Source organism: Cryobacterium sp. N22 (assembly GCF_002929555.1).
Taxonomy (GTDB): domain Bacteria; phylum Actinomycetota; class Actinomycetes; order Actinomycetales; family Microbacteriaceae; genus Cryobacterium.
This window is the reverse complement of record NZ_PJJP01000035.1, coordinates 14621-36118: the sequence shown is the minus strand read 5'-3', so window position 1 is coordinate 36118 and position 21498 is coordinate 14621. Positions and strand designations below refer to the sequence as shown.

At 69.9% G+C, this 21498-nt stretch carries 19 protein-coding genes; 5 read left to right on the top strand and 14 right to left on the bottom strand.

The window, feature by feature from the left end; translation table 11 throughout:
- The first annotated feature begins 8 nt into the window (after positions 1-8).
- On the top strand, positions 9-422 hold the full coding sequence (locus CXY76_RS10400) for a heat shock protein transcriptional repressor HspR (protein WP_104164175.1): 414 nt from the start codon (positions 9-11) through the stop codon (positions 420-422).
- Positions 423-462: 40 nt separating this feature from the next.
- Positions 463-1395 carry a LysR family transcriptional regulator gene (locus tag CXY76_RS10395; RefSeq protein WP_104164173.1) on the top strand — a complete coding sequence of 311 codons (933 nt, stop codon included), beginning with the start codon at positions 463-465 and terminating at the stop codon, positions 1393-1395.
- Between the two features lie 32 nt (positions 1396-1427).
- Here the strand turns inward: CXY76_RS10395 and CXY76_RS10390 are convergent, their stop codons facing one another.
- The 6 genes from CXY76_RS10390 to CXY76_RS10365 all read right to left on the bottom strand — a co-directional run bounded on the left by CXY76_RS10390 (position 1428) and on the right by CXY76_RS10365 (position 6516).
- Entirely contained in the window at positions 1428-1730 is a 303-nt protein-coding gene (locus tag CXY76_RS10390) for a putative quinol monooxygenase (RefSeq protein WP_104164172.1), read from the bottom strand.
- Positions 1731-1801: 71 nt separating this feature from the next.
- Positions 1802-2800 (bottom strand): NAD-dependent epimerase/dehydratase family protein, encoded by a 999-nt coding sequence (locus tag CXY76_RS10385; protein WP_233199697.1) that lies wholly within the window; start codon positions 2798-2800, stop codon positions 1802-1804.
- Positions 2797-3768 (bottom strand): aldo/keto reductase, encoded by a 972-nt coding sequence (locus CXY76_RS10380; protein WP_104164169.1) that lies wholly within the window; start codon positions 3766-3768, stop codon positions 2797-2799. The genes CXY76_RS10385 and CXY76_RS10380 overlap by 4 nt, the downstream gene beginning before the upstream one ends.
- A 92-nt stretch (positions 3769-3860) precedes the next feature.
- A complete protein-coding gene (locus tag CXY76_RS10375) occupies positions 3861-4754 on the bottom strand; it encodes a hypothetical protein (RefSeq protein WP_146073427.1) in 894 nt (297 codons plus the stop codon).
- A gap of 193 nt (positions 4755-4947) precedes the next feature.
- Positions 4948-5892 (bottom strand): carbohydrate kinase, encoded by a 945-nt coding sequence (locus CXY76_RS10370; RefSeq protein ID WP_104164165.1) that lies wholly within the window; start codon positions 5890-5892, stop codon positions 4948-4950.
- Positions 5893-5952: 60 nt separating this feature from the next.
- Complete coding sequence (locus CXY76_RS10365; RefSeq protein WP_104164164.1) at positions 5953-6516, bottom strand: dihydrofolate reductase family protein; 564 nt, start codon at positions 6514-6516, stop codon at positions 5953-5955.
- 157 nt (positions 6517-6673) lie between these two features.
- Between CXY76_RS10365 and CXY76_RS10360 the strand changes: the two genes are divergently transcribed.
- Both CXY76_RS10360 and CXY76_RS10355 read left to right on the top strand, forming a co-directional pair.
- The gene (locus tag CXY76_RS10360; protein ID WP_104164162.1) at positions 6674-8233 is read left to right on the top strand and encodes a carboxylesterase/lipase family protein; all 1560 of its coding nucleotides are present in this window, start codon (positions 6674-6676) and stop codon (positions 8231-8233) included.
- Positions 8234-8384: 151 nt separating this feature from the next.
- Positions 8385-8759, top strand: coding sequence for a cupin domain-containing protein (locus tag CXY76_RS10355; RefSeq protein WP_104164161.1), 375 nt, complete (start codon positions 8385-8387; stop codon positions 8757-8759).
- Here the strand turns inward: CXY76_RS10355 and CXY76_RS10350 are convergent.
- The 3 genes from CXY76_RS10350 to CXY76_RS10340 form a co-directional block, all read right to left on the bottom strand.
- Entirely contained in the window at positions 8756-9256 is a 501-nt protein-coding gene (locus tag CXY76_RS10350; RefSeq protein ID WP_104164160.1) for a glutathione peroxidase, read from the bottom strand. The two genes, CXY76_RS10355 and CXY76_RS10350, sit on opposite strands and share 4 nt — an antisense overlap.
- A gap of 77 nt (positions 9257-9333) precedes the next feature.
- On the bottom strand, positions 9334-10194 hold the full coding sequence (locus CXY76_RS10345) for a DUF1206 domain-containing protein (protein ID WP_158253879.1): 861 nt from the start codon (positions 10192-10194) through the stop codon (positions 9334-9336).
- 7 nt (positions 10195-10201) lie between these two features.
- A complete protein-coding gene (locus CXY76_RS10340) occupies positions 10202-13552 on the bottom strand; it encodes an SNF2-related protein (protein ID WP_104164158.1) in 3351 nt (1116 codons plus the stop codon).
- A 127-nt stretch (positions 13553-13679) separates the two neighbouring features.
- Here CXY76_RS10340 and CXY76_RS10335 point away from each other — a divergent pair, with 127 nt between their 5' ends.
- Entirely contained in the window at positions 13680-14849 is a 1170-nt protein-coding gene (locus CXY76_RS10335; protein ID WP_104164157.1) for a methyltransferase, read from the top strand.
- 49 nt (positions 14850-14898) lie between these two features.
- On the opposite strand, the gene CXY76_RS10330 is transcribed toward CXY76_RS10335, so the two are convergent.
- From CXY76_RS10330 to CXY76_RS10310, 5 genes are all read right to left on the bottom strand, one after another.
- On the bottom strand, positions 14899-15495 hold the full coding sequence (locus CXY76_RS10330) for a histidine phosphatase family protein (protein ID WP_104164156.1): 597 nt from the start codon (positions 15493-15495) through the stop codon (positions 14899-14901).
- Between the two features lie 48 nt (positions 15496-15543).
- Positions 15544-16857 (bottom strand): glycosyltransferase 87 family protein, encoded by a 1314-nt coding sequence (locus tag CXY76_RS10325; RefSeq protein WP_104164155.1) that lies wholly within the window; start codon positions 16855-16857, stop codon positions 15544-15546.
- A 134-nt stretch (positions 16858-16991) separates the two neighbouring features.
- On the bottom strand, positions 16992-18542 hold the full coding sequence (locus tag CXY76_RS10320; protein WP_104164154.1) for an APC family permease: 1551 nt from the start codon (positions 18540-18542) through the stop codon (positions 16992-16994).
- A gap of 89 nt (positions 18543-18631) precedes the next feature.
- A complete protein-coding gene (locus CXY76_RS10315) occupies positions 18632-19504 on the bottom strand; it encodes a universal stress protein (protein WP_104164153.1) in 873 nt (290 codons plus the stop codon).
- The gene (locus CXY76_RS10310; protein ID WP_104164152.1) at positions 19501-21492 is read right to left on the bottom strand and encodes a primary-amine oxidase; all 1992 of its coding nucleotides are present in this window, start codon (positions 21490-21492) and stop codon (positions 19501-19503) included. Before CXY76_RS10310 ends, CXY76_RS10315 begins: the two co-directional genes overlap by 4 nt.
- Between the last annotated feature and the right edge of the window lie 6 nt (positions 21493-21498).

Below are 21498 nucleotides of genomic sequence, written 5' to 3'. Positions count from 1 at the left end.
CACCAGCGATGGACGAGAACACCCGGGTCTTCGTGATCAGTATGGCCGCGGAATTGGCGGGCATGCATCCGCAGACCCTGCGGCAGTACGACCGGATGGGACTCGTCAGCCCCGATCGCACACCGGGCCGCTCGCGCCGCTACTCAATGCGCGACGTGGCCCGGTTGCGGGAGATCGCGGACCTGGGTGCCGAGGGTGTGAGCCTGGAAGGCATCCGGCGCATTCTCGCGCTGGAAGACACCGTGCGCGTGCTGCAGAGCCGGGTCGGTGAACTCGAAACGGCGCTGGCCGACGAGATGCTCAGCCGCCCGGGCCACCGCGTCTTCGCGGCCGGCTCGGCCGGTGACGTCATCTCGATGCGCGCCGGCACCCGCGCCCGGCGCTCCAACCAGATCGTGATCTGGCGCCCCCTCGACAAGTAGAGATTCTGGCCGGCCCCGCACTGAGTTGTACGCTTGCTGAATGGAACTGCGCCAGCTTGAACACTTCGTGACGGTCGCCGACGAACGTCACTTCACCCGGGCGGCCGAGCTGCTGCACATCTCCCAGTCGGGCCTGTCCGCGTCGATCCGGGCTCTGGAGATCGAGCTGGGCACCTCCCTGTTCATCCGCAGCACCCGCCGGGTCGAACTCACGGCCGCCGGTCAGGCGTTGCTGGCGGATGCGCTCCGCACGCTGGCCAGCGCCGCCGCCGCCCAGAACGCCGTCGCCGCGGTGCGCGGCCTCATGCGCGGACGCCTCACCGTGGGCGCCGAGCCGTGCCTGGGCTCCGTGGACCTGCCCGCCGAACTCGCCCGCTTCCGCACCGCCAACCAGGGTGTGGAGGTGCGGCTGCGTCAGCTGGGCTCGGTGGAGCTCATCGAGGGCGTCGCGAGCGGCACCACCGATGTGGCGCTCGTCGTGGTGACCGGGGACACCCCGCCCGGGGTGCGGCTGCACCGGCTGAGCAGCCAGAAAATGGTGGTGCTCTGCCACCCGGACCACCCGGTCGCGGCCCTGGCCGAGGCCGACCTGGAGACCCTGCGAGCCGAGCCGCTGATCGGCTTCCAGGCCGGCTGGGGCGCCCATATGCTGGCCCGGCGGGCCTTCGCCGCTGCCGGTTTCGAGTACCGGGCGGCCATGGAGGTCAACGACGTGCATCCGCTGCTCGAGCTGGTGGGCTACAACCTGGGTGTGGCGATCGTGCCCACCAGCTTCGCGCTCAAGCGGCCCGACGACCTCGTGGCGGTGCCGCTGCCGGCGAGCGTTCCCGAGTGGGCAGTGGCCGTGGCCGTCGCCGACGAGCCCAGTCCGGCCGCGTCGGCGTTCCTCGCGCAGCTGCTCGAAGACGTCGCCGCCGCGCAGGCCGCCGTTGCGAACCGGGTGCCGATCGAAAGCGTGGGCACGGCCGCCTGACCGCGCGAACGACGCGGTGAGAAGGCCAGCGGTCAGAACGCCAGCGGGATGCCCCCGGAGAAAACGGTCTTCACCGGCACGCCGGCGAGCACCTCGCCCAGCCGGCTGACGCCGTCCGGGGTGGTGCGCCACGCGGCGTATGCGGTGTGGTCCGCGGCCGTGGCCCACTTCTCCACGACGATCACGTGGGTCGGATCGGCGTCGTCCACGATGGCCTCGATTCCCTCGTTACCCGGCCAGGCGCGGGTCGCGGTGAGAACCTCGTTCAGGATCGCCGGGGCGACGTCGAGCGCGGCGGGGTCGAGGTGCAGGGCGAGGTGGACGATGGCGGTCATGGGTGCTCCAGCTTCGGGTCGGTACTACAGGTCAACACGGCCGGCGTGAGGGAATTCCCCGCCGCCGCCGCTCAGCGGGTCGAGTGCGCGCTGACGAGCCTGTCGAGGGTGGCGTTCAGCGTCGCATCCACCACCTGCTGCTCTGGATGCGCGTCGAACCAGGCGATCGCCTCGCGGAAGCCCAGGGCCACCGGGGTGGTGCAGACGAAGTCGGGCACCAGGGCGGTGACCTTGGTGTTGTCGAAGATCACGGAGTGCGACCTGTCGCCCAGCAGCGGGCCGCTCCACTCGGGGTTCTCGGCCGCCATGGTGTCGCTGGCCACGTGCACGATCTGTGGCGCTGGAGCGCCGGCGGCGCGGGCGTACTCGGCGTAGATGGCGTCCCAGGGCAGGTACTCGTTCGAGGTGATCGTGAAGCTGTCGCCCACGGCCTGCGACCGGCCGAACAGGCCCACCAGCGCCTTGGCGAAGTCGGTGGCGTGGGTGAGGGTCCAGAGCGACGTGCCGTCGCCGTGCACCACCACCGGCTGCCCGGTGCGCATCCGGTGGATGTCGGTCCAACCACCCAGCAGCGCGATCTGGGTGCGGTCGTAGGTGTGCGACGGGCGGATGATGGTGACCGGGAAGCCCTCGTCCCGGTGCGCCGCCATGAGCACGTCTTCGCAGGCCGCCTTGTCGCGGGAGTACTCCCAGAACGGGTTCTGCAGGGGAGTGGACTCCCGCACCGGCAGGGCGGCCGGCGGCTTCTGGTAGGCCGAGGCCGAGCTGATGAACAGGTACTGGCCGCACCGACCCGCGAACTGACTGATGTCGGCCCGCACATGCTCCGGGGTGAACGCCACGAAGTCCACGACCACGTCGAAGGTGCGCTCGCCGAGCACGGCCCGCACCGCGGCCGCATCCCGCACGTCCACGATGAGAACCTCAGCGGCGGCGGGCACCGGGCGCAGGCCCGACCGGCCACGGTTGAGCACGGTGAGCCGGTGGCCGCGCGCCACGGCCAGCTCGGCCGCGGCGGCGCTGATCACGCCGGTGCCGCCGATGAACAGAACACTCAGCCCGGCGCTCACCAGGCGTAGTCTTCCGGTGCGGTCCGGTAGCCGGGGAAGATCTCGTCCAGCCGCCTCAGCGCCGCCTGGTCGAGCTTGAGGTCCACGGCGCGCAGGCCGGCCTCGAGCTGCGCCATGGTGCGCGGGCCGATGATCGGCGCGGTCACCGCGCTCTGGTGCATCAGCCAGGCCAGGCCAAGGTCGCCGGGTTCGGTGCCGAGTTCGGCGGCGAAGTCCTCGTAGGCGCCGATGGCCGCCCGGTTCTTTTCGAGCTTCTCGGCGTTGGCGCCGGAGACCCGGCGGCTGCCGTCCCGCTCCTTGCGCAGCACCCCGCCGAGCAGGCCGCCCTCCAGCGGCGACCAGGGCAGGATGCCTAAACCGTTGGCCTGGGCGGCGGGGATGACCTCACGCTCGATGTCGCGCTTGAGCAGGTTGTACAGCGACTGCTCGCTCACCAGCCCGGTGAAGTTGCGCTTGCGGGCCTCGGCTTGCGCGGTGGCGATGTGCCAACCGGCGAAGTTGCTGCTGCCGGCGTAAAGGATTTTGCCCTGCGCCACGGCGGTCTCCATGGCCTGCCAGATCTCGTCCCACGGGGTGTCCCGGTCCACGTGGTGAAACTGGAACAGGTCGATGTGGTCGGTCTGCAGGCGCTTCAGGCTCTCGTCCAGCGAGCGGCGGATGTTCAGCGCCGACAGCTTGCCGTCATTAGGAAGGTCGGACATCGTGCCGTAGACCTTGGTGGCCAGCACGGTGTCGTCGCGGCGCGCGCCGCCCTGCGCGAACCAGCGGCCCAGGATGCTCTCCGTGGCGCCGCGGCCCTGCTTGGACCCGTAGACGTTGGCGGTGTCGAAGAAGTTGATGCCCGCCGCCCGGGCCGCATCCATGATGCCGAACGAGGTGGGCTCGTCGGTTTCGGGCCCGAAGTTCATGGTGCCGAGGCACAGCCGCGAAACCGACAGGCCGGAACGACCGAGGTGTGTGTATTCCATAACCTCAGGCTGCTCTGCTGCGCGCCCACTGTCCAACAGGAGAACCGGATGCGATCCAGCACTCCGGCTTCTCAATCTTTCGAAACCGGTGCTCAGTCCGTGTCGAGGGCCCCTGGACGACGGGAATCACTCGGCTGCCGGCTGGCCGTGACGGCGAGCAGGTCGAGCGAGAGCTGCGGGTCCAGGCGCAGCGGCAGGTCGACGACGGCCCGAATCTCCCAGCGCACGTGCAGGTTGCCGATGGACAGCGACGGTGCGGGCAGACCGGCGGGCGTCTCAACGGTGAAGGGCAGGTCGACCACGGTGCCCGGGGTGAGCATCCCGGCGGGTCCCACCACGACGGCGGCCGTGACGGCCTCCGCGTGCCGGTAGCCCTCGGATTCGCTCGCGTCAGGGTCGGCGACCTGGCCGGGACCACCCCACACCTCCTCGCAGCGCACAAGCTGCACGCGCACGCCCCGGGTCGCGATCTCGTCGCGGGGACGCACCCGCAGGATGCCCGTGAGCGGGGTGCCGGGTTCCAGCACCCGGGAGGACAGCGCGATGAACTCCAGCGCGACCTGTCCGAGGTGTTCGCCGATCGGGGGATGGCCGATGTCGGTGGCGCTGGTCTGGCCCCAGGACTGCACGTCGATCAGGCGTTCGCGCTTGATGATCTGGCCGCCGGCGGCCTTGAGGACACAGCGCACCGACCAGCCCACGTCGATCAGGTCTCCGCGCACCGAGGCCGGGCCGTCGGTGGGAATGCTCAGGCTGGCCGTCAATACCCGGGTCTGGCCGGCCGGGATCGCACCCGGTGCCGGCACCGTGACCGTGTTGAGCAGCTCGGTGGTGCGTTCGCGGGCGGGGAACACCCCGCCATAGATGTTGCCGCGGCCGTAGGTGTAGTTGACCTTGCGGATCAGGGTCAGCTCGGCTTGCTCGATCAACGCCGGCCGCAGCGCGGTGATGCGGATGGTCACGCCCAGCGAATTACCCTCGATCACCACTCCATCCGTGGGAGTGAGTTCTACCGAGACTTGCACAGCCGTATCGGTTGTTGTGACCGCCATGTCGCACCAAACTTCCTGTTACCCGCTGCCAGAGACCCACTTAATGGGGACAACGTACGCACAGTAAAGCCAGGGTGACCGCAGCGTTCAAGGGGATTGACTTGCCCCACGCAGTCTGCATCGCCGGTCAGCGTGCGAACAGCTCCGCCACCGTGGGCGGGTTGGCGCCCGCGCGCGACACCGTGATCGCCGCGCTCGCCAGGGCGGTCTGGCCCACGCGTTTGAGGTCGGCGGCGCCGAGGGTGTTCTGCAGGATGGCCTCGGTGTCGTCGTCCACGAGGATCGCGTAGAGCAGCCCCGACATGAACGAGTCGCCGGCGCCGATGGTGTCGACCACGGTCACCGGATGCGCGGCCAGCTCGGCCGTGGCCCCGCCGGCCCGCAGCAGCACACCGTCGCCGCCGCGGGTGACGGCGAACAGTGCCACCCCGGCCGCCACGTAGTCCCCGGCGATCTTGTCCAGGCTGCGTCCCGGGTAGAGCCAGGCGGCATCCTCGTCGCTCATCTTCACCACGTGCGCGGCCCTGGAGAGCTCTTCGACGGCCCGCACCACGTCGTCACGGCTGCCCATGATGCCGGGCCGCACATTGGGGTCGTAGCTGAGCAGGGTGCCGGCCGGGGCGCTGGTGAACGCGCTCAGCACGGCCTGGCCGCCGGGCTGCAGGATCGCGGCGATCGAGCCGGTGTGGATCAGGGTGCACGGGGCGGGCAGCGCCACCGGCGGCAGCTCCCAGCGCAGGTCGAAGTCGTACGTGGCGGCGCCGGTCGCATCCAGGATGGCGGTGGCGCTCGAGGTGGCGCCGGTCGTGACCGACCCCGGCAGCAGGTCGACGCCGGCCGCACGCAGGTGCTCCGCGATGATCTCGCCGAACGGGTCGGCCCCGATCTGGGTGACCAGGGTGGTCGGCACGCCGAGTCGGCCGAGCCCGTACGCCACGTTCATCGGGCTGCCGCCCGCGTGGCTCACCGGCTCGGCGCCGGGGCGGCGCACGATGTCGATGAGGGCCTCCCCGATCACGAGGGCGCGGGTGGTCGCGGCGATCGAGCGGTCAGGAGCACGGTCAGGCGTCATTGTCTGGTCCAATCTGGTGGGTCCGGGTGTGCCGGCGCAGCCTCAGATTATCGTGTGCCGCTAGTGGAGCACGCGGTAGCCCAGGTACACCACGCCGTTCCGGAACGCGTACTCGTCCTTCAGCTCGAGACCGAGGTGCAGGCCGTCGGGCAGGGCCTTCGTGCCGCCGCCCACCACGACGGGGGAGACAAACAGCGCCAGCTCGTCGACCAGCCCGGCCGCGAGGGCCTGCGCTGCCAGATGCGGTCCGCCGATCGACAGCTTGGCCGTGGCCGATTCCTTGAGCGCCCGCACCTTCTCAGGGTCGAAGCTGCGCTCGATGCGGGTGCGCCGGCTGATTGGTTCGGCCAGGGTGCTGGAGTAGACGACCTTCTCCGCGGCCTGCCAGATCGCGGTGTAGTCGCGCATCACCGCGGGCTGGGCGTCGTCATCCAGGTGCATGGTCTCCCAGGCCGCCATCACCTCATACAACCGGCGGCCGTACAGGTAGGTCCCCACCGAGCGTTCGAGGTCGTTGACGAAGGTGTGCACCTCATCGCTCGGGGTGCTCCAGTCGAAGTTTCCCTCGGTGTCGGCCACATAGCCGTCCAGGGAGGTGATGAAGGTGCAGATCAGGTTCGCCATAGTGTGCTCCTCGCGCGTGAACGGTCCACGGCGAATGCTCACCGCGGTGTGGCGCATCCATTCTGCGCGCCGGCCGTCGCCGGGGCCAGACCGGCGGCGTTCTCCGCGCTAACCTGTTCGCCTTCCCACATCGTCGTCACAGTGAAAGGGCGCCCCCATGAACCCCGTCGAGATCACGACAACGGCGGGCGTCGTCCGCGGCGTCCGACGGGCAGGTTCGACAGCGTTCCTCGGCATTCCCTACGCCGCCCCGCCGGTCGGGGAGCTGCGTTTCGCGGCCCCGCTGCCGCACCCGGCCTGGGCCGGTGTTCGGGATGCCGGCAGCCCCGGTGCCACTCCGCAACGCATCGACGGCGGCGACACCACCCTGGTGCCCGAGCCCAGCTATCCCGGCGAGTCGACGTTGAACGTGAGCGTGTTCACCCCCGACCCGGCCCCGGCCGGTGCCGGCCTGCCCGTGCTGGTCTACCTCCATGGCGGCGGCTACACCTCCGGCTCGGCGGCAAGCCCCTGGTACGACGGCGCGAGCTTCAACCGGCACGGTGTCGTCACCGTGAACGTTTCGTACCGGCTCGGCTTCGACGGCTTCGGCTGGATCGAGGATGCGCCGCTGAACCGTGGCGTGCTCGACTGGCTGTTGGCGCTCGAGTGGGTGCGAGACAACATCCGCTTCTTCGGCGGCGACCCGGCCCGGGTCACTGTCGCCGGGCAATCCGCGGGCGGCGGCGCCGTGCTCACCCTGCTGACGATGCCGCGGGCGCAACCGCTGTTCGCGCGGGCGATCGTGATCTCCGGGGTGCCCACCTATCTCTCGCCCGCCCAGGCGGAGCAGACCGGCCGGCGCCTGGCCGACCTGGCCGGGGTTGCGCCCACCCGGGCGGCACTCGGGGCGCTCACCGAGTACCAGATCCTCGCCGAGCAGCCGCGGGCAACGGCCTTCGCCGAAGGCACCCCGGCCGGGCCGCTGGGCGAGATCGCGAACGCCCTCGTCGCCGGTCTCCCGTTCGGGCCGGTCGTCGACGGCGACCTGATCCCGTTGGCCACCGTCGACGCCGTCCGGGCGGGCATCGGCGCCGCCAAGCCGCTCATGCTGGGCAGCACCGACCACGAATTCAACTTCGCCATGACCGACCTCACCGACGAGCTGGCCGGCGAAGACGCCGCGGAGGTACTCGGCCGTCTCGGCGTCGCCGCGTCGTCGGCGCGGGCGTACGCCGTGGCCCACGCCCAGCTCGGCACCGCCGAACTGCTCGGCCAGTTCGCCTCCGACCGCGCCATCCGCGGCGTCATGCTGAGGGTCGCCGAGGCGAGGGCCGAGGCAGCCGGCGCCGCAGCCGCCACCGCTGCGGCACTGGCTGCGGCGCCCACCTGGCTCTGGGCGTTCTCCTGGCGCTCGCCCATCTACGGTGGGGCGCTGCACTGCCTCGACCTGCCGTTCTTCTTCGACGCGCTCGATGCCCCGCGGGTGGCGGCGCTGGCCGGCCCCGCGCCGTCCCAGCGGCTGGCCGATGAGGTGCACGGTGCCGCGGTGTCGTTCATCCGTGACGGAGACACCGGCTGGCCGGCGTGGAACCCGGCGGTCGGCGACCTGGCCGCGCAACCGGTGCGCCGCTTCGACGCCCCCGATGCCGCTCCTGGCACTGGCACTGGCACTGGCGCTGGCACCGCGACGGTCGCCGCTACCTATGCGGCCGCCCGCCTGGCCTTCGGTTCCTAGCGCCCGCCGCAACCGGTGGTGCGCGCGGAGAACCCAGGGCTATCAGGCCTCGCCCGGCGGGTTTAGTCTGGCTCGGTCACGGGCCAGGCATGCCAGGGTGGGCCGCGTGTCCGACCTCTCTCGATCGGCCCGCCAGAGTTGGGAAGACACCATGTCCACCACCACCCACACCCTGCAGGTCAAGTCGCACACAACTCCCGACGAGCTCCGCTCGCCCGAGAAGACCCTGCTGGAGTTGAACCACCTGGATGAGTTCTCAATCGGCCGCATGACGATGCAGCCGGGTTGGACCTGGGCCGACAATATCAAGCCGGTGGTGAACACCGACTCCTGTCAGCTTCTGCACGTGGGCTACTGCGTGTCCGGCACCCTGGAAACCATGCTCGACGACGGCACCACGGCCACCATCACCGCCGGTGATTCCTACCTGATTCCGCCGGGGCACAACGCCCGGGTGGTCGGTGACGAACCGTATGTGGCCATCGAGATGCACAGCGCGGCCTCCTACGGGGTGCCTACGACTTAGGCGGCGGGCTTCAGCTCCGCCAGGCCGGACTCGATCGCCGCGATGACCTCGGGGGAGTCGGGCAGGGTGGTCGGGCGGAATCGCTGCACCGCACCGGAGGGCGAGATCACGAACTTCTCGAAGTTCCACTTGACCTTGCCGGCCTTGCCCGCGCCATCCGGCGTCTGGGTGAGCTCGGCGTAGAGCGGATGCTGGGAGCCGCCGTTCACCTTGGTCTTCTCCATCAGCGGGAAGGTGACGCCGTAGGTGGTGGAGCAGAATTCGGCGATCTTCTCGCTAGAGCCGGTCTCGCCCAGGGCGAACTGGTTGCAGGGGAAGCCGAGCACGGTGAAGCCCTGGTCGGCGTAGCTGCGCTGCAGTTGCTCGAGGGTCTCGTACTGCGGCGTCAGGCCGCAGCGGGAGGCGACGTTGACCACGAGCACCACCTTGTCGGCGTATGCGGCCAACGAGGTGGTGGAGCCGTCGGCGGCGGTGAGCGGGATCTCGCGAATGTCCATGCCCACAGAGTACTTCGAAATTGAAGCAGATCGTCGGGCGCGCATCCAACTCCCAGGCTGGACGGTCGGTGCCGGGCTCAGTGCCGGAGGAACGCCGCCCGGGCCACGAGGTAGAGGCCGAACGCGATCAGGCCCGCCGCGACGATGTTCAGCAGGATCGGGCCGGATTGCAGGGTGAGCAGGTAGCGCAGGCCGGCGTCCAGGCCGCCCACCCAGCGCACGTCGGCGAACACGGCGGCGGCGAGCAGCAGCCCGCCGGTGACCAGGAACGCGACCCCCTTGGCGACGTGGCCGAACACGCCCAGGCCGAGCACGACGAGCTTGGTGGGCCCCCAGAGATAGCGCAGCTCCTCGCGGAAGTTGCGTCGCAGCCCACGCCAGACCAGGCCGCCGCCGATGATGGCCACGGTGCTGCCCACGACCAGCAGCAGGAACAGGCCGACAGGGCTCTCCACGATGGCGTCGTCGGCGCGACGCACCGTCTCGGCGCCGCCGGCCCTGGCGCCGAGCGCGACGGCGAACGTGACGGTGCCCAGCAATGCGAAGCCGAGGGCCTTGCCCACGTTCAGGGAGCGGCGGAAGACCAGGATGCGTCGATTGGGCGCCACGCTGAACGCGGCGTTGGTGCCCTGCCAGAGCGCCAGGCCCCACAGCGACACCGTGGACAGCCAGAGCACGGCAATGCCGCCCGGGCCGTTGGCGATGGCGCTCAGAGCACCGAGCTGGTCGGCCTCGCCGGGTTGGCCGTTCGCTATGCGCAGGCCGATTCCACCGATCAGGGCGTGCACCAGGCCGTTGGCGAGCAGCCCGAGCCGGGCGGAGGCGCGAACCGAACGGCTGCGGTGGGCGCGCTGGGCGGCTTGCTTCATGCGTTCCCGGGCCTCGACGGCGCGGTCGAGCGCGGCATCGGCCGCCGGCTCGGCGGGAAGGTCGGTCACGTCGGGGCTACTCGAGCAGTTCGCGGATGTCGGAGGCGGTGAGCCCCTGGCCGGTTCCGCGGGTGGCGCCATCGGTCATGACGCTGTCGAAGAGTTTGGCCTTGACGGCCTTGAGCGCCATCACCTTCTCTTCGATGGTGTCGGTGGCCACCAGGCGGTAGACCATCACGTTCTTGGTCTGGCCGATGCGGTGTGCCCGGTCGACGGCCTGCGCCTCGGCGGCCGGGTTCCACCAGGGGTCGAGCAGGATGCAGTAGTCGGCCTCGGTGAGGTTGAGACCGAAGCCGCCGGCCTTGAGGCTGATCAGGAACACCGAGGTGTCGCCGTTCTTGAACCCGTCGATCGCCGCGGCCCGGTTGCGGGTGCGCCCGTCGAGGTAGGAGTAGGTCACCCCGGCGGCGTCGAGGCGGGTGCGCACCTTGGCGAGGTAGCCGGTGAACTGGCTGAAGATCAGGGTGCGGTGGCCCTCGGCGACAACGTCTTCGAGCAGCTCCATGAGCACATCCAGCTTGCTCGAGGGGATGTCGGCGTACTTGTCGTCGTACAGGCTCGCATCCAGGCTGAGCTGTCGCAGCATCGTGATCGACCGGAAGATCTCGAACCGGTTCTGGTTGAGGTCGCCGAGCAGGCCGAGGACCTTCTGGCGCTCCCGCTGCAGGTGCATCTGATACACGCGGCGGTGGCGCGGGTGCAGCTCGAGTTCGAGCACCTGTTCCTGCTTGGCGGGCAGGTCGCTGGCCACCTGGTCCTTGGTGCGGCGCAGCATGAACGGGCGGATGCGCCGGCGCAGCTGGCCGAGCCTGTCGCCGTCGGCCTGTGTCTCGATGGGCCGCTGGTAGTAGTCGGAGAACCGGGCGGCGCTGGGGAACAGGCCGGGAGCGGTGATCGAGAGCAGCGACCACAGTTCCATCAGGTTGTTCTCCAGCGGCGTGCCGGTGATGGCGAGTTTGAACGGGGCCTGCAGGCGCTTGGCGCACTGGTGCGCCCGCGACTTGTGGTTCTTCACGAACTGGGCCTCGTCGAGAAGCAGGCCAGCCCAGTTGACGGCGTCGTACTCGTCGAAGTCGAGCCTGAACAGGGTGTACGAGGTGATCACGACATCCGCGGTGGTCACGGCCTCGGCCAGCGATGCGCCGCGCTTGGCTGTGGTCTCGGTGATGGCGGCGACCGAGAGGCCGGGGGCGAACCTGGCGCACTCGGTGGCCCAGTTGTGCACCACACTGGTGGGCGCCACGACCAGGAACGGCCGGCGCTCGGTCTGGCGTTCGCGGGCGTCGACGATCAGGGCGATGGCCTGCAGGGTCTTGCCCAGGCCCATGTCGTCGGCGAGCACGCCGCCGAGGCCGGTGTCGTAGAGGAAGCCGAGCCAGTCGAACCCGGTCTGCTGGTAGGGCCGCAGCGACGCGTGCACTGCGGCGGGCAGTTCCCGGTGGGCGATCGTGGCGCCGTCGGCGAGTCCGGCGAGGGTGTCGCGCCAGGCGGCGGCCTCCGCTTCGGCGCTGCCGAGGTCCTGCAGCTCCTCCCAGAGGTCGGACTGGGCCCGGTTGATGCGCAGCGAGTCGTTCGGGGAATCCTGCAGCCCGCGGGCCTCTTCGATGAGGTGGCGCAGCTGCTGCAGTTCGGGCCGGTCCAGGCTGAAGTAGGTGCCGTCGGGCAGGATCATCAGTTCCTGGCCGGTGGCCAGCGCCCTGAAGACCTCGTCGAACGGCACGTCCTCGCCGTCGACGGTGACCCGCACCGAGAGGTCGAACCAGTCCCGGCTTTCGGACCGCGCCGAGGTGGCGAAGGTGAGCGTGGGCGGCTCGGCGGCCTCCCGGTACTCCGGGGCCTCACCGACGAACTGCACGAGCAGGTCGTCCGCGGCCTCGAGCACCGGCAGCACAGTGTCGAGGAATTCGATCATGCGGGCGCCGTCAAGGGTGGCGTCGGCGCGCAGGATGCCCGGGGAGTCGGCAGCGCCGCCGGAACCCGTTAGCTCCGCGGCGAACAGCGCAGGCTGATGCGCGGGGAAACCCTCGAATATGCCGCTAATGGCATGAAGAATGCGCGCCTCGTCGGCCGTGTCCCGGTAGCCGGCCGGGGCGTCCTCGGTGGCCGGGCCGCGCAGGGGCGCGATGGCCGGGGCACCCGCGCCGCCGGGACCGCCGGTGTACTGCCAGTCCCAGTGCAGGCCGATGCGGGCATCCGCCTGGGCGCTGATCGACAGGGCCAGCACCGGGCGGGCGGTGTCGGGCAGGTCGAACGATTCGTCGGTGCTGATCAGGGAGAGCTGGCCGCGCAGGAACGGGTAGAAGTCGGCGAGGAAGACGTTCTCCTCGTCCGGGGGAATCGTGATGGGGGTGTGCGCCGAGGCGAGCACCCGCAGGTCGCGGCCGAGCTGGCGCGCGAGCGGGGCAATGGTGAGGCGAACGTCGGTGCTGCTGGTCGTCCAGGTGAACAGGCCGTGGGCCGGGTCGCCGATGTAACCCAGGGCGCTGCGGTCGAGTGGCCGGCCGTCGAGGGAGACCGTGGGGGAGAGGGTGAGGCCGCCGTGGTCGCGACGGATGTCGAGCGACAGCTCGGCGGGTTCGTTTGAGACCGTCACCGGGTCCTGGCCGGGCGTGGTGCCGATGAACGGGATACCGGCCTCGCGGGCCTCGCCGAGCAGACCCCAGAGGGCGCGGTTGGCGAAGCCGTCCAGGTGCAGCCACGGGTCGGTGGTCACGTGGTAGCGCTGGCCGGAGGAGTAGAGCTCGAAGATGGCGGAGAGCACCCGCAGCTGCGCGCGGTTGAGCATGCCGCGCGAGTAGGAGAGGTTGTCCCAGGTGAGGTTGCCGCGGATCCACTTGCCCTTTTTGCCGCGCACCATCGGACGCACGCCCAGGCGGGCGAGCGACACGCTGGGGGTGGGCAGGCGCGCGGCGCGCGGCGGCGGCAGCAACTCGAACTGCAGGGCCAGGGCGGTGCCCGTGGTGGGCTCGGCCTCCGGCGCCCGGGTGAGCGGCGCCAGTGCGCTCTGCCAGGTGGCGGGGGCGCTGGTGTGGGGTCGCTGGGAATCCGCCGAGCGCGCGCGGGCGAGGTCGGCGGCCGTGGACCGGCTGGCCAGCAGCAGGGCGACGACGTGCTTGCAGTTGAGGCCCATCGGGCAGCTGCAGGTGCCGGAGGCGCGCACCACGGTGCCGGTGGAATCCTGCTGGAAGGTCACCGTGACGTCATACGGTCGGGCCTGGGTGCCGCCGACGGTTCCGAGCAGCCGGCTGCCGCCCAGCTGCCAGACCTGGTCTTCGACCCGGCCCTCCTTGGCGTAACGCACCCCGCGCGAATATGCCTGTGGCCCGACGAGGCGCGCGATCTGCAGATCGCTGAGGTTGTGGGCCATAAGGTGCGGTGTCCGTGACGGTTTGGTGAGCAGGGGTCTCTTATTGTCCCACGCCGCACCGCCCTCGCTGAGCCGTTCGGCGCTCTGGCCGGGTTCACGGCGGATGGCGGGCGACTATTCTGAGCGGATGCCTGATTTTCCGTTCGAGCGCCTGCGCCGCTGGCCCGACGTCGAGGCGACCAATCTTTTTGCCGTCGACGCGAGCGACCGGCTGATCCTCGATGCGGCGGCGGCCGGGCTGGCCACGGCCGGCGCCGGCGAGGTCGTGGTGCTCGAGGACCACTATGGTGCCGTGACGCTCGCGGCGGCGGCGCAGCTGACAACGCAGCTGGGCGGGCAGCCGGATGTGCGCGTCTACCAGGACGCGCTCTCGGGCGAACACGCCCTCGATCACAACGCGGCCGAACTCGCGAGAACCGTGCCCGAACTGACCGGCCTCACCGGTGCGTACCGGCACGTGCCGCTGGGTGCCGAGCTGTTCTCCGGGGCGCGCCTGGTGCTGCTGCAGCTGCCACGCAGCCTGGCCGCGCTCGACGAACTGGCCGGGACCATCGCCCGCTTCGCCGCTGGCGACGTGACCGTGGTCGCCGGCGGCCGCATCAAGCACATGACCGTGGCCATGAACGAGGTGCTGCGCCGGCACTTCGGCGAGCTCAACGTCACTCCGGCCCGCCAGAAATCGCGGGTTCTCCTCGCCACGCAGCCGATCCGGTCTGAGCCGGGGGAGTCGGAGTGGCCCCGCTCGGTTGTGCATGCCGACCTGGGTCTGACCGTCTGCGCACACGGGGCCGCGTTCGCCGGCACCACCATCGACATCGGTACCCGCTACCTGCTCGAGTTCCTCGACCGCATGAAGCCGGATGCCGTCACCGCGATCGACCTGGGTTGCGGCACCGGGGTGCTCGCGGCCGCCCTCGCCCAGCGCCGTCCCGGCCTGCAGCTGGTGGCGAGCGACCAGTCCGCCGCCGCCGTCGCCTCCGCGGCGGCCACCATGGCCGCCAACGGCGTGGCGGAGCGGGTGCGGGTGCTGCGTGACGATGCCCTGAGCGCGCAACCCGATGCGTCAGCGGAGCTGATCCTGCTGAACCCGCCGTTCCACATCGGATCGTCGGTGCACGCGGGCATCGCCCTGAAGCTGTTCGAGGATGCGGCCAGGGTGTTGCGCCCCGGCGGCGAACTGTGGACCGTGTGGAACACCCACCTCGGCTATCGCCCCGCCCTCACCCGCATCGTGGGCCCGACCCATCAGGTGGGCCGCAACACCAAGTTCACCGTGACGGTGTCCACCCGCCGCTGACCGATCAGGCAGGCGCGGAGCTCGCGCCGGCCAGGCTGCAGGGCACCGGCTACACCAGGGCGTCGGCCTCGAGCGCCTCGTTGTTGATCACCGACGCGGTCCAGCCGGCATCGGGGGTGAACTGCACGACCGACATCGCCGCGTTGGTGATGGGCGGGATCTCCCGCTCGAGCGCGGCCATCAGGCTGAGCCGAATCAGGGTGCCGTGGCAGACGACGATGATCCGGGCGCCCGGGTAGTCCTCGGCGAGCTCGCGCAGCGCGCCCAGGCCGCGGTTGGACACGCTGAGCTCCGCCTCGGCGCCCCGGAAGTTGCCGGAGTCGCCCTCGACCCGCAGCTCGTCGAGCTTGGGTCCGGCGGAGAGCCCCTCGGCCGGTCCGTAGTTGCGCTCGACGAGGCCGGGCAGGTGGCGGGTCACCTCGAGGTCGAGGTCGGCGGCGATGATGTCGGCGGTCTCGGCCGCACGGGACAGCGGCGAAGCCACAACGAAGTCCCATTCATACTGCGAGAGCGGCCCGACGGCCTCCGTGGCCTGGCCCCGGCCCACGTCATTCAAGGGCACGTCGGTGGCCCCCTGGATGCGCCCGACGGCGTTCCAGTCGGTCTGGCCGTGGCGGACGAGGGCGAAGGTCGTTGTAGCAGTCACCTCCCTATTCTGCCGGGTCTGGCCGGGCCGCCCCGCAATAGGGTGTCGTCAGTGGGCGGCCAGGCCGCGTGATCCGGCTCGTTGCCGCAGCCGAACGGATGCCGGCGAGCCCGCGAGAGCGAGTCGCCACAGGGCCAGCACCGACCAGCCGAGCAGCACCACGAGCAGGCCGTTGCGCACGGTGAGCAGCAGGATCGCACCGGTATCCCCGTGCACCAGGGGCAGGTAGAAAATCGGGAAGACCAGGGTGGTCAAGCCGCCGATCACGATCGTGAGGTAGGCCGGAACCCGCCAGGCAACCCAATCGTGGGCCACCCCGACGGCCACGACCGGGGCGATCCACAGCAGGTACTGCGGCGAACCCACTTTGTTGAGCACCACGAACGTGGTCACCAGGGCCAACGCGCCCATCAGCACCAGCTGGGTGGTGTCGCGGCTGCGCCGCAGCGCCAGCAGGAGCAGCACGAAGAGGCCCGCGATCACCAGGAACATCAGCGGGGTCATCGCGGCCGCCGCGAAGGCGGCGCCGGGCCCGCTCACTTCGCGGGTGGCGATGGCGTGATTCTGGTAGATCGTCGTGCCGTGCTGGCCCATCGCGGCCAGCCACACCCACGGTGTTGTCACCGGTGCCTCGAGCTGCAGGGACCGGTCGGACTGCATGGTGACGAAGCCGGTGAGAAAGCGCACGCCCCCGGCCGCCCAGACGGCCGTAATGATGCCGGCGGTGATCACTCCGCCGGTGACCAGCACCCGCACCCGGCGCCGGCCCGCCGCCACGACGGCGAGCAGCACCGCGGCCGGCCAGACCTTGATCCAGGTCGCAGCGGTGAGTAGTGTCGCGGCCACCACGGGCCGGCGGGCCACAAGCACCAGGCCCATGATCACGAGCGGGGCGCTGAGCCCCTCGAGGCGCAGCAGCCCGACGGGGCTGAGCAGCAGGCTGATCAACAGCCAGAACCAGGCCGCCCGGTAGCCGGCCCGATCGCGACCCCAGTCGGTGAGGATGCCGACGGCCGCGGCGTTCAGGGCCATGGTCATCACGAACCAGAGCAGTTGGTACAGCAGCGGGCCGGCCGCATCCGCCAGCACGATCGGCACGATCGCGCCGATGGGATACACCCACTCAACATCGATGCCCTGCCACACGCCGTTGGCCAGGGCCTGCTCGGCCCAGGTCCGATAGAGCGGCAGGTCGCCCAGTACCCGGCCGGTGAGGATGGTGGGCAGCAGCGCGAACAGGAAGAGCAGGTGCAGCCCGAGGAAGCCGAGCAGCAGAGTGCGGGGGCTCCGCAACCAGTCCCGCCGGGCGGGGGTGAGCAGCCTGGCCAGGCGGTGATCGACCAGTTCGACAAAATACGACATCGCACACGTCACTTTCCACAGTCAGACCTTGTGAAGCCGATCACTGGGGAGTGTACGAATCCAAGGTGAAAGGGAAACAACGAGAAGCTGTCCGGGAGGGTCGGGCGCCTGAGAGTGCGTTCAGCGACCTGCTGCTACTGGTCGCGGGAGGTGCCCTTGGTGAGCGTCTTGCCCTGGAAGAAGGCCGGGTCGACCCTGCGCATGATGATCATCAGCACGATGCCGGTGAGGAAGAGCACCATCGCGAGGATGAACACCAGGCCGACCCCCGCGATCTCGGAGCCGCTGCCGTACTCGGGGTTGGTGCTGTCGATCAGGGTGGTGGCGAAGATCACGGCCAGGATGATGCCGCCCAGCAGTGGGGCCAGCAGCTTGAGCAGGAACGAGCGGGTGCTGGAGAACACCTCGCGGCGGAAGAACCAGACGCAGGCGAACGCCGTGACGCCGTAGTAGAAGCAGATCATGATGCCCAGGGTGAGGATGGTGTCGGTGAGCACGTCGGTGCTCAGCACCCGCATCACCGCGTAGAAACCCCAGGCCACCACGCCGGCGATCACGGTGGCGAAGCCCGGCGACTTGAACCGCGGGCTGATCGCGGCGAACCGCTTGGGAAAGGCCCGGTAGTGGCCCATCGAGAGCATCGTGCGGGCCGGCCCCACGAAGGTGGACTGCAACGACGCCGCCGAACTGGACAGCACGGCCAGCGACATCAGGATCGCGAACGGACCCATCACCGGACCCGCCAGCGCCGCGAAGACATTGCCCTGGATCTCTTCGTTGCCCAGGCCCAGTTCGCCGGTGCCGACGCCGGAGAACATCAGCGCCGAGACCGAGACCAGGATGTACAGCACGAAGATGATGCCCACCGTGAGGGTGGCCGCCCGGCCCGGTGTGCGCTCCGGATCCTTGGTCTCCTCGTTCATGGTGAGCGTGACGTCCCAGCCCCAGTAAATGAAGATCGACAGCGACACCCCGGCGGCGAACGCCGAGAACGACGGGGTGAGGAACGGGTTGAACCAGCTGGCGCTGAAGCCGAGCGCGTCGAACGCGGTGCCGTCGGAGAAATGGATGAGTGCCGCGACACTGAACCAGATCAGCACGAGCAGTTGGAACGCGACCAGCACGTACTGCACCATCTTGGTGGTCTCCATGCCCCGATAGGACACGTAACAGGCGCCGACCATGAAGACCAGACAGGTGAAGATGTTGATCCACACGTTGCCGGCCAGGTCGGCCAGGCCGGGGTTGTCGAACAGCTGGGCGAGCATCAGGTAGAAGAAGTCCACGGCCACCCCGGCGAGGTTGGACAGCACCACCACCGTGGCCACGATCAGTCCCCAGCCGCCCATCCAGCCCAGCCACGGCCCGAACGCGCGGGTCGCCCAGGTGAACGAGGTGCCGGCATCCGGCATGGCGTTGTTGAGTTCGCGGTAGCCGAGCGCCACGAGCAGCATCGGGATGAAGCCGACCATGAAGATTCCCGGCATCTGGGTGCCCACGGCCGCGACGGTGGGGCCGAGCGAGGCGGTGAGAGTGTACGCGGGGGCGATGCAGGAGATGCCGATCACGGTGGCGCCGAGGAGGCCCACGGAGCCGGCGCTCAGGCCCTTGGCGGAAAGCCCGCCGGCGCTGGTTGAGGTGGAGGTGGTGGCCGGCGTGGCGCCGGAGGCGGATGACTGTGCCATGAACCTGTCCTTTGGTCGGATCAGCTACGGGTCGAAATCAGCTACGGGTTGAAACAGCTACGGGTTGAATGAGTTGCGGGGGCTGGTTGCTACGGGCGGGGCGAGGTCGGAACGACGACGAGCGGCACCGGCAGGGCATGCAGCATGCGGTGGGCGGTGATGCCGAGGAAGATCGTGCGTGGCGCGGCCAGCCGGCTGGACCCGACGAACGCGAGCTCGTCGGCGCGCCAGTCGAGGGCCTCGACCGCGTCTTCGACGCTCTTGCCGGTGCCGACCTCGGTCGTGATGATGCCGTGGCTGGTCGAGTGCCGTTCGTAGTAGGCGAGCACGGCATCGAGGTGGGCGGTGCTGCCGGCGGCGGCCGGTGACTGCTTCTCCCGGGCCGCGTCGACCTCCACCAGCGTCACGAAGCGCAGGTCGACGCCCAATCCGTTGGAGAACGCCACCAGCGAGTCGAGCAGCGCTTCCCAGCCCGGCCGGGTGCCGATCGCGCAGGTGATCCGGGTGAGCTGGGCGGGGGCGTGGTAGCCGTGCGGGGCGAGGGCCACGGGCACGGGGGAGGCGTGCAGCAAGGCGTTGGCGACGCTGCCGATGGTGAACCTGTTGAACAGTCCGCCACGGGCGGCGCCCACCACGATCCGGTCGGAATCGAGGTCTGTGGCGGCCTGGATCAGGCCCTCCGAGGTGGATTCGGCCCAGAGTAGATGGGTCGTGGCGGTGACGTCGGCGGGCACCCAGCCGGCGGCCTGCTCCAGCCACTTCGTGGCCTGGTCGGCCAGGAGAACCTCGAAGTCGCTGCTCGCGGCGTGGATCTTCGCCGGGGCCGCGGTGACGCGCTGCAGCACCAGGCAGATGCGCAGTTCGGCCGCGGTGCTCCTGGCCATCGCGATGCCCAGCTCGAGGGACTCGCGGCCTTGGGCGGTGGCCTCGTAGGCCACCACATAGTTCGGTACTCGCGTCACGCTGTTCTCCTTGGTTCGGTGCCGGGGGCATCCGGGCTGCTGTGCTCATGCTGGTGGTCGGCCATCCCGCCGTGCTCCATGCCGGGGGCGCAGTGCGCCTCGCTGGGTGCCACGTCGAGCGATGGATTGCGGTCGAAGAAGCCCACTGGCTTCAGCCAGAACGAGACGGTGTCGGCGGGCATCACCGGCCATTCCTCCGGCCGGGTGATGTGGTGGATGCCGAAGGTGTACCAGAGCACCACGTCGGTGTCGCGTACGGCGCGGCCGGCCGTGATCCACTCGGGCAGGCCGTGGTCGACGCCGCTCTGGTTCACGAACTCGCCGCAGGGCCAGCGCTGGGCGTCGTCGTTGGGGGTGACCCACACCGTGTGGCCGATCACCTGGGCTCGGGTGAGGGCCGGGGCGCCCGGGTGGAAGAACGACGGGATGGCGCCGCCGGGCACGAGCTTGTACGACACCGGGGTGCCGAGCCCGTTCAGGGTCTGCTCGTTCACCACCTTCCAGGCCCGCTGGGTGTTCCAGTCGAAGTCGTCGAAGCCCTCGGTCTCGATCGGGGTGTTCTGTTGCGTGAGCGCCAGCCCGAGCGGGTTCGCCGCGTCGATCGGTTCGATGCGGGTTTCGCTGCGGTACACGGTGTTGGCCGGGCCGTCGATGTCGAGGTCCATCCGGGCCACGATGAAGTGCTGGTGGAACGGCGCGTAGGTGCGCTCGTCGACGAGAGTGCCGTTGGGGTGCGGCTGGCCGGGGTCGAGGTGGGTGACCACCATGATGCCGGTGGCGCGCACCTCGCACTCGATGTTGCCGTCCTGGTAGAACCGCCAGTAGACGAGGTACTCGTAGTTGGCCACGGTCACGTGGAAGGACACCACCAGCCGGCGCATCCGGCGCACTTCGGCGCCGCCGTCGTGGTCGACGTGCTTCCAGAGCACGGCGTTGTCTTCCTCGTGGATGCAGAACGCGTTGGGGATCGAATACGGCTCGCCGGCGCTGTTGTGCAGCACGGCGTCGATGTAGCGGATCTCGCCCAGGCAGTCGCAGCCGAGCTCCAGCGAGGTGGTCATGAAACCCAGGCCCCACTCGCCGATATCGAACGCGGTGCGGCGGAAGTGGTCGACGCTCGGGTCGCGGTACGGCACCACCATCTCGGAGAACGAGAGGCGGTTGGCGATCGGGCGCTCGCGGCCGGCATCCGTGTAGGTCACCCGGTGCAGCGTCATGCCCTCGCGGTAGTTGAACCCCACCCGCAGCGACCAGTTCTGCCACTGCACCAGGTTGCCGTCCACGCTGAAGCTCGGCCCCTCCGGCTGCACGATGTCCAACGGCTTCAACTTCGGCCGGGTGCCGGCGTTGCGGATGCGTTCGGGCACCAGGTGCGGCACGTACTCGCCCATCACGTTCGGCGGGTCAACGGCGAAGGTGTCTTCGATCTCGAGCAGGTTCATGGTGTTGACGTCGATCACGAAGTGCAGCCCGCTCACCGGTCCCGCGTAGGGGTTCGCGCCGGCCACGCTCCGCACCCAGACGTCGGCCCAGCCCAGGCGCAGCCCGCGGTAGACGTCGGGGATCACGGCGTCGCCGTAGGTCCAGGTGTCGATGAAGACGTTCTCGAGGTCATCGATGCCGCGTTTGGCCAGCGCGGCCACGACCTCCGGATGCGCCCGCAGCGCCGCGTCGGCCTCTTCCCACTCGTCGACGGTGAAGTTGGCCTGCACTCCCACAACCTGCCCCCACTCGAGGAGGGTGTCGCTGTCCAGGGACACCACGGCCACCCAGGTGTGGTTCCGGGCACGGTGCAGCACCACCAGGCGGGCCCGGCGTTCCGGGGCGACACCGGTGGCCTCGAATTCGGCGAGGGCGGGCTTGGCCGGCTCGACGAGTTCGATCGAGGCGAACCGCCAGCCCTCACCTACCCCGTGCTCACGGGCGAGCACGGCCGCCGCCTGGGTGAACTCGGGGCCGGTCAGGGGGTCGAGAGGATGAAAGGTCATCGGTTT

Coding starts and splice junctions, on each gene's coding strand:
- CXY76_RS10400 (WP_104164175.1), top strand. CDS start 9: ATGGACGAGAACACCCGGGTCTTCGTGATCAGTATGGCCGCGGAATTG.
- CXY76_RS10395 (WP_104164173.1), top strand. CDS start 463: ATGGAACTGCGCCAGCTTGAACACTTCGTGACGGTCGCCGACGAACGT.
- CXY76_RS10390 (WP_104164172.1), bottom strand. CDS start 1,730: ATGACCGCCATCGTCCACCTCGCCCTGCACCTCGACCCCGCCGCGCTC.
- CXY76_RS10380 (WP_104164169.1), bottom strand. CDS start 3,768: ATGGAATACACACACCTCGGTCGTTCCGGCCTGTCGGTTTCGCGGCTG.
- CXY76_RS10370 (WP_104164165.1), bottom strand. CDS start 5,892: ATGACGCCTGACCGTGCTCCTGACCGCTCGATCGCCGCGACCACCCGC.
- CXY76_RS10365 (WP_104164164.1), bottom strand. CDS start 6,516: ATGGCGAACCTGATCTGCACCTTCATCACCTCCCTGGACGGCTATGTG.
- CXY76_RS10360 (WP_104164162.1), top strand. CDS start 6,674: ATGAACCCCGTCGAGATCACGACAACGGCGGGCGTCGTCCGCGGCGTC.
- CXY76_RS10355 (WP_104164161.1), top strand. CDS start 8,385: ATGTCCACCACCACCCACACCCTGCAGGTCAAGTCGCACACAACTCCC.
- CXY76_RS10350 (WP_104164160.1), bottom strand. CDS start 9,256: ATGGACATTCGCGAGATCCCGCTCACCGCCGCCGACGGCTCCACCACC.
- CXY76_RS10340 (WP_104164158.1), bottom strand. CDS start 13,552: ATGGCCCACAACCTCAGCGATCTGCAGATCGCGCGCCTCGTCGGGCCA.
- CXY76_RS10335 (WP_104164157.1), top strand. CDS start 13,680: ATGCCTGATTTTCCGTTCGAGCGCCTGCGCCGCTGGCCCGACGTCGAG.
- CXY76_RS10325 (WP_104164155.1), bottom strand. CDS start 16,857: ATGTCGTATTTTGTCGAACTGGTCGATCACCGCCTGGCCAGGCTGCTC.
- CXY76_RS10320 (WP_104164154.1), bottom strand. CDS start 18,542: ATGGCACAGTCATCCGCCTCCGGCGCCACGCCGGCCACCACCTCCACC.
- CXY76_RS10310 (WP_104164152.1), bottom strand. CDS start 21,492: ATGACCTTTCATCCTCTCGACCCCCTGACCGGCCCCGAGTTCACCCAG.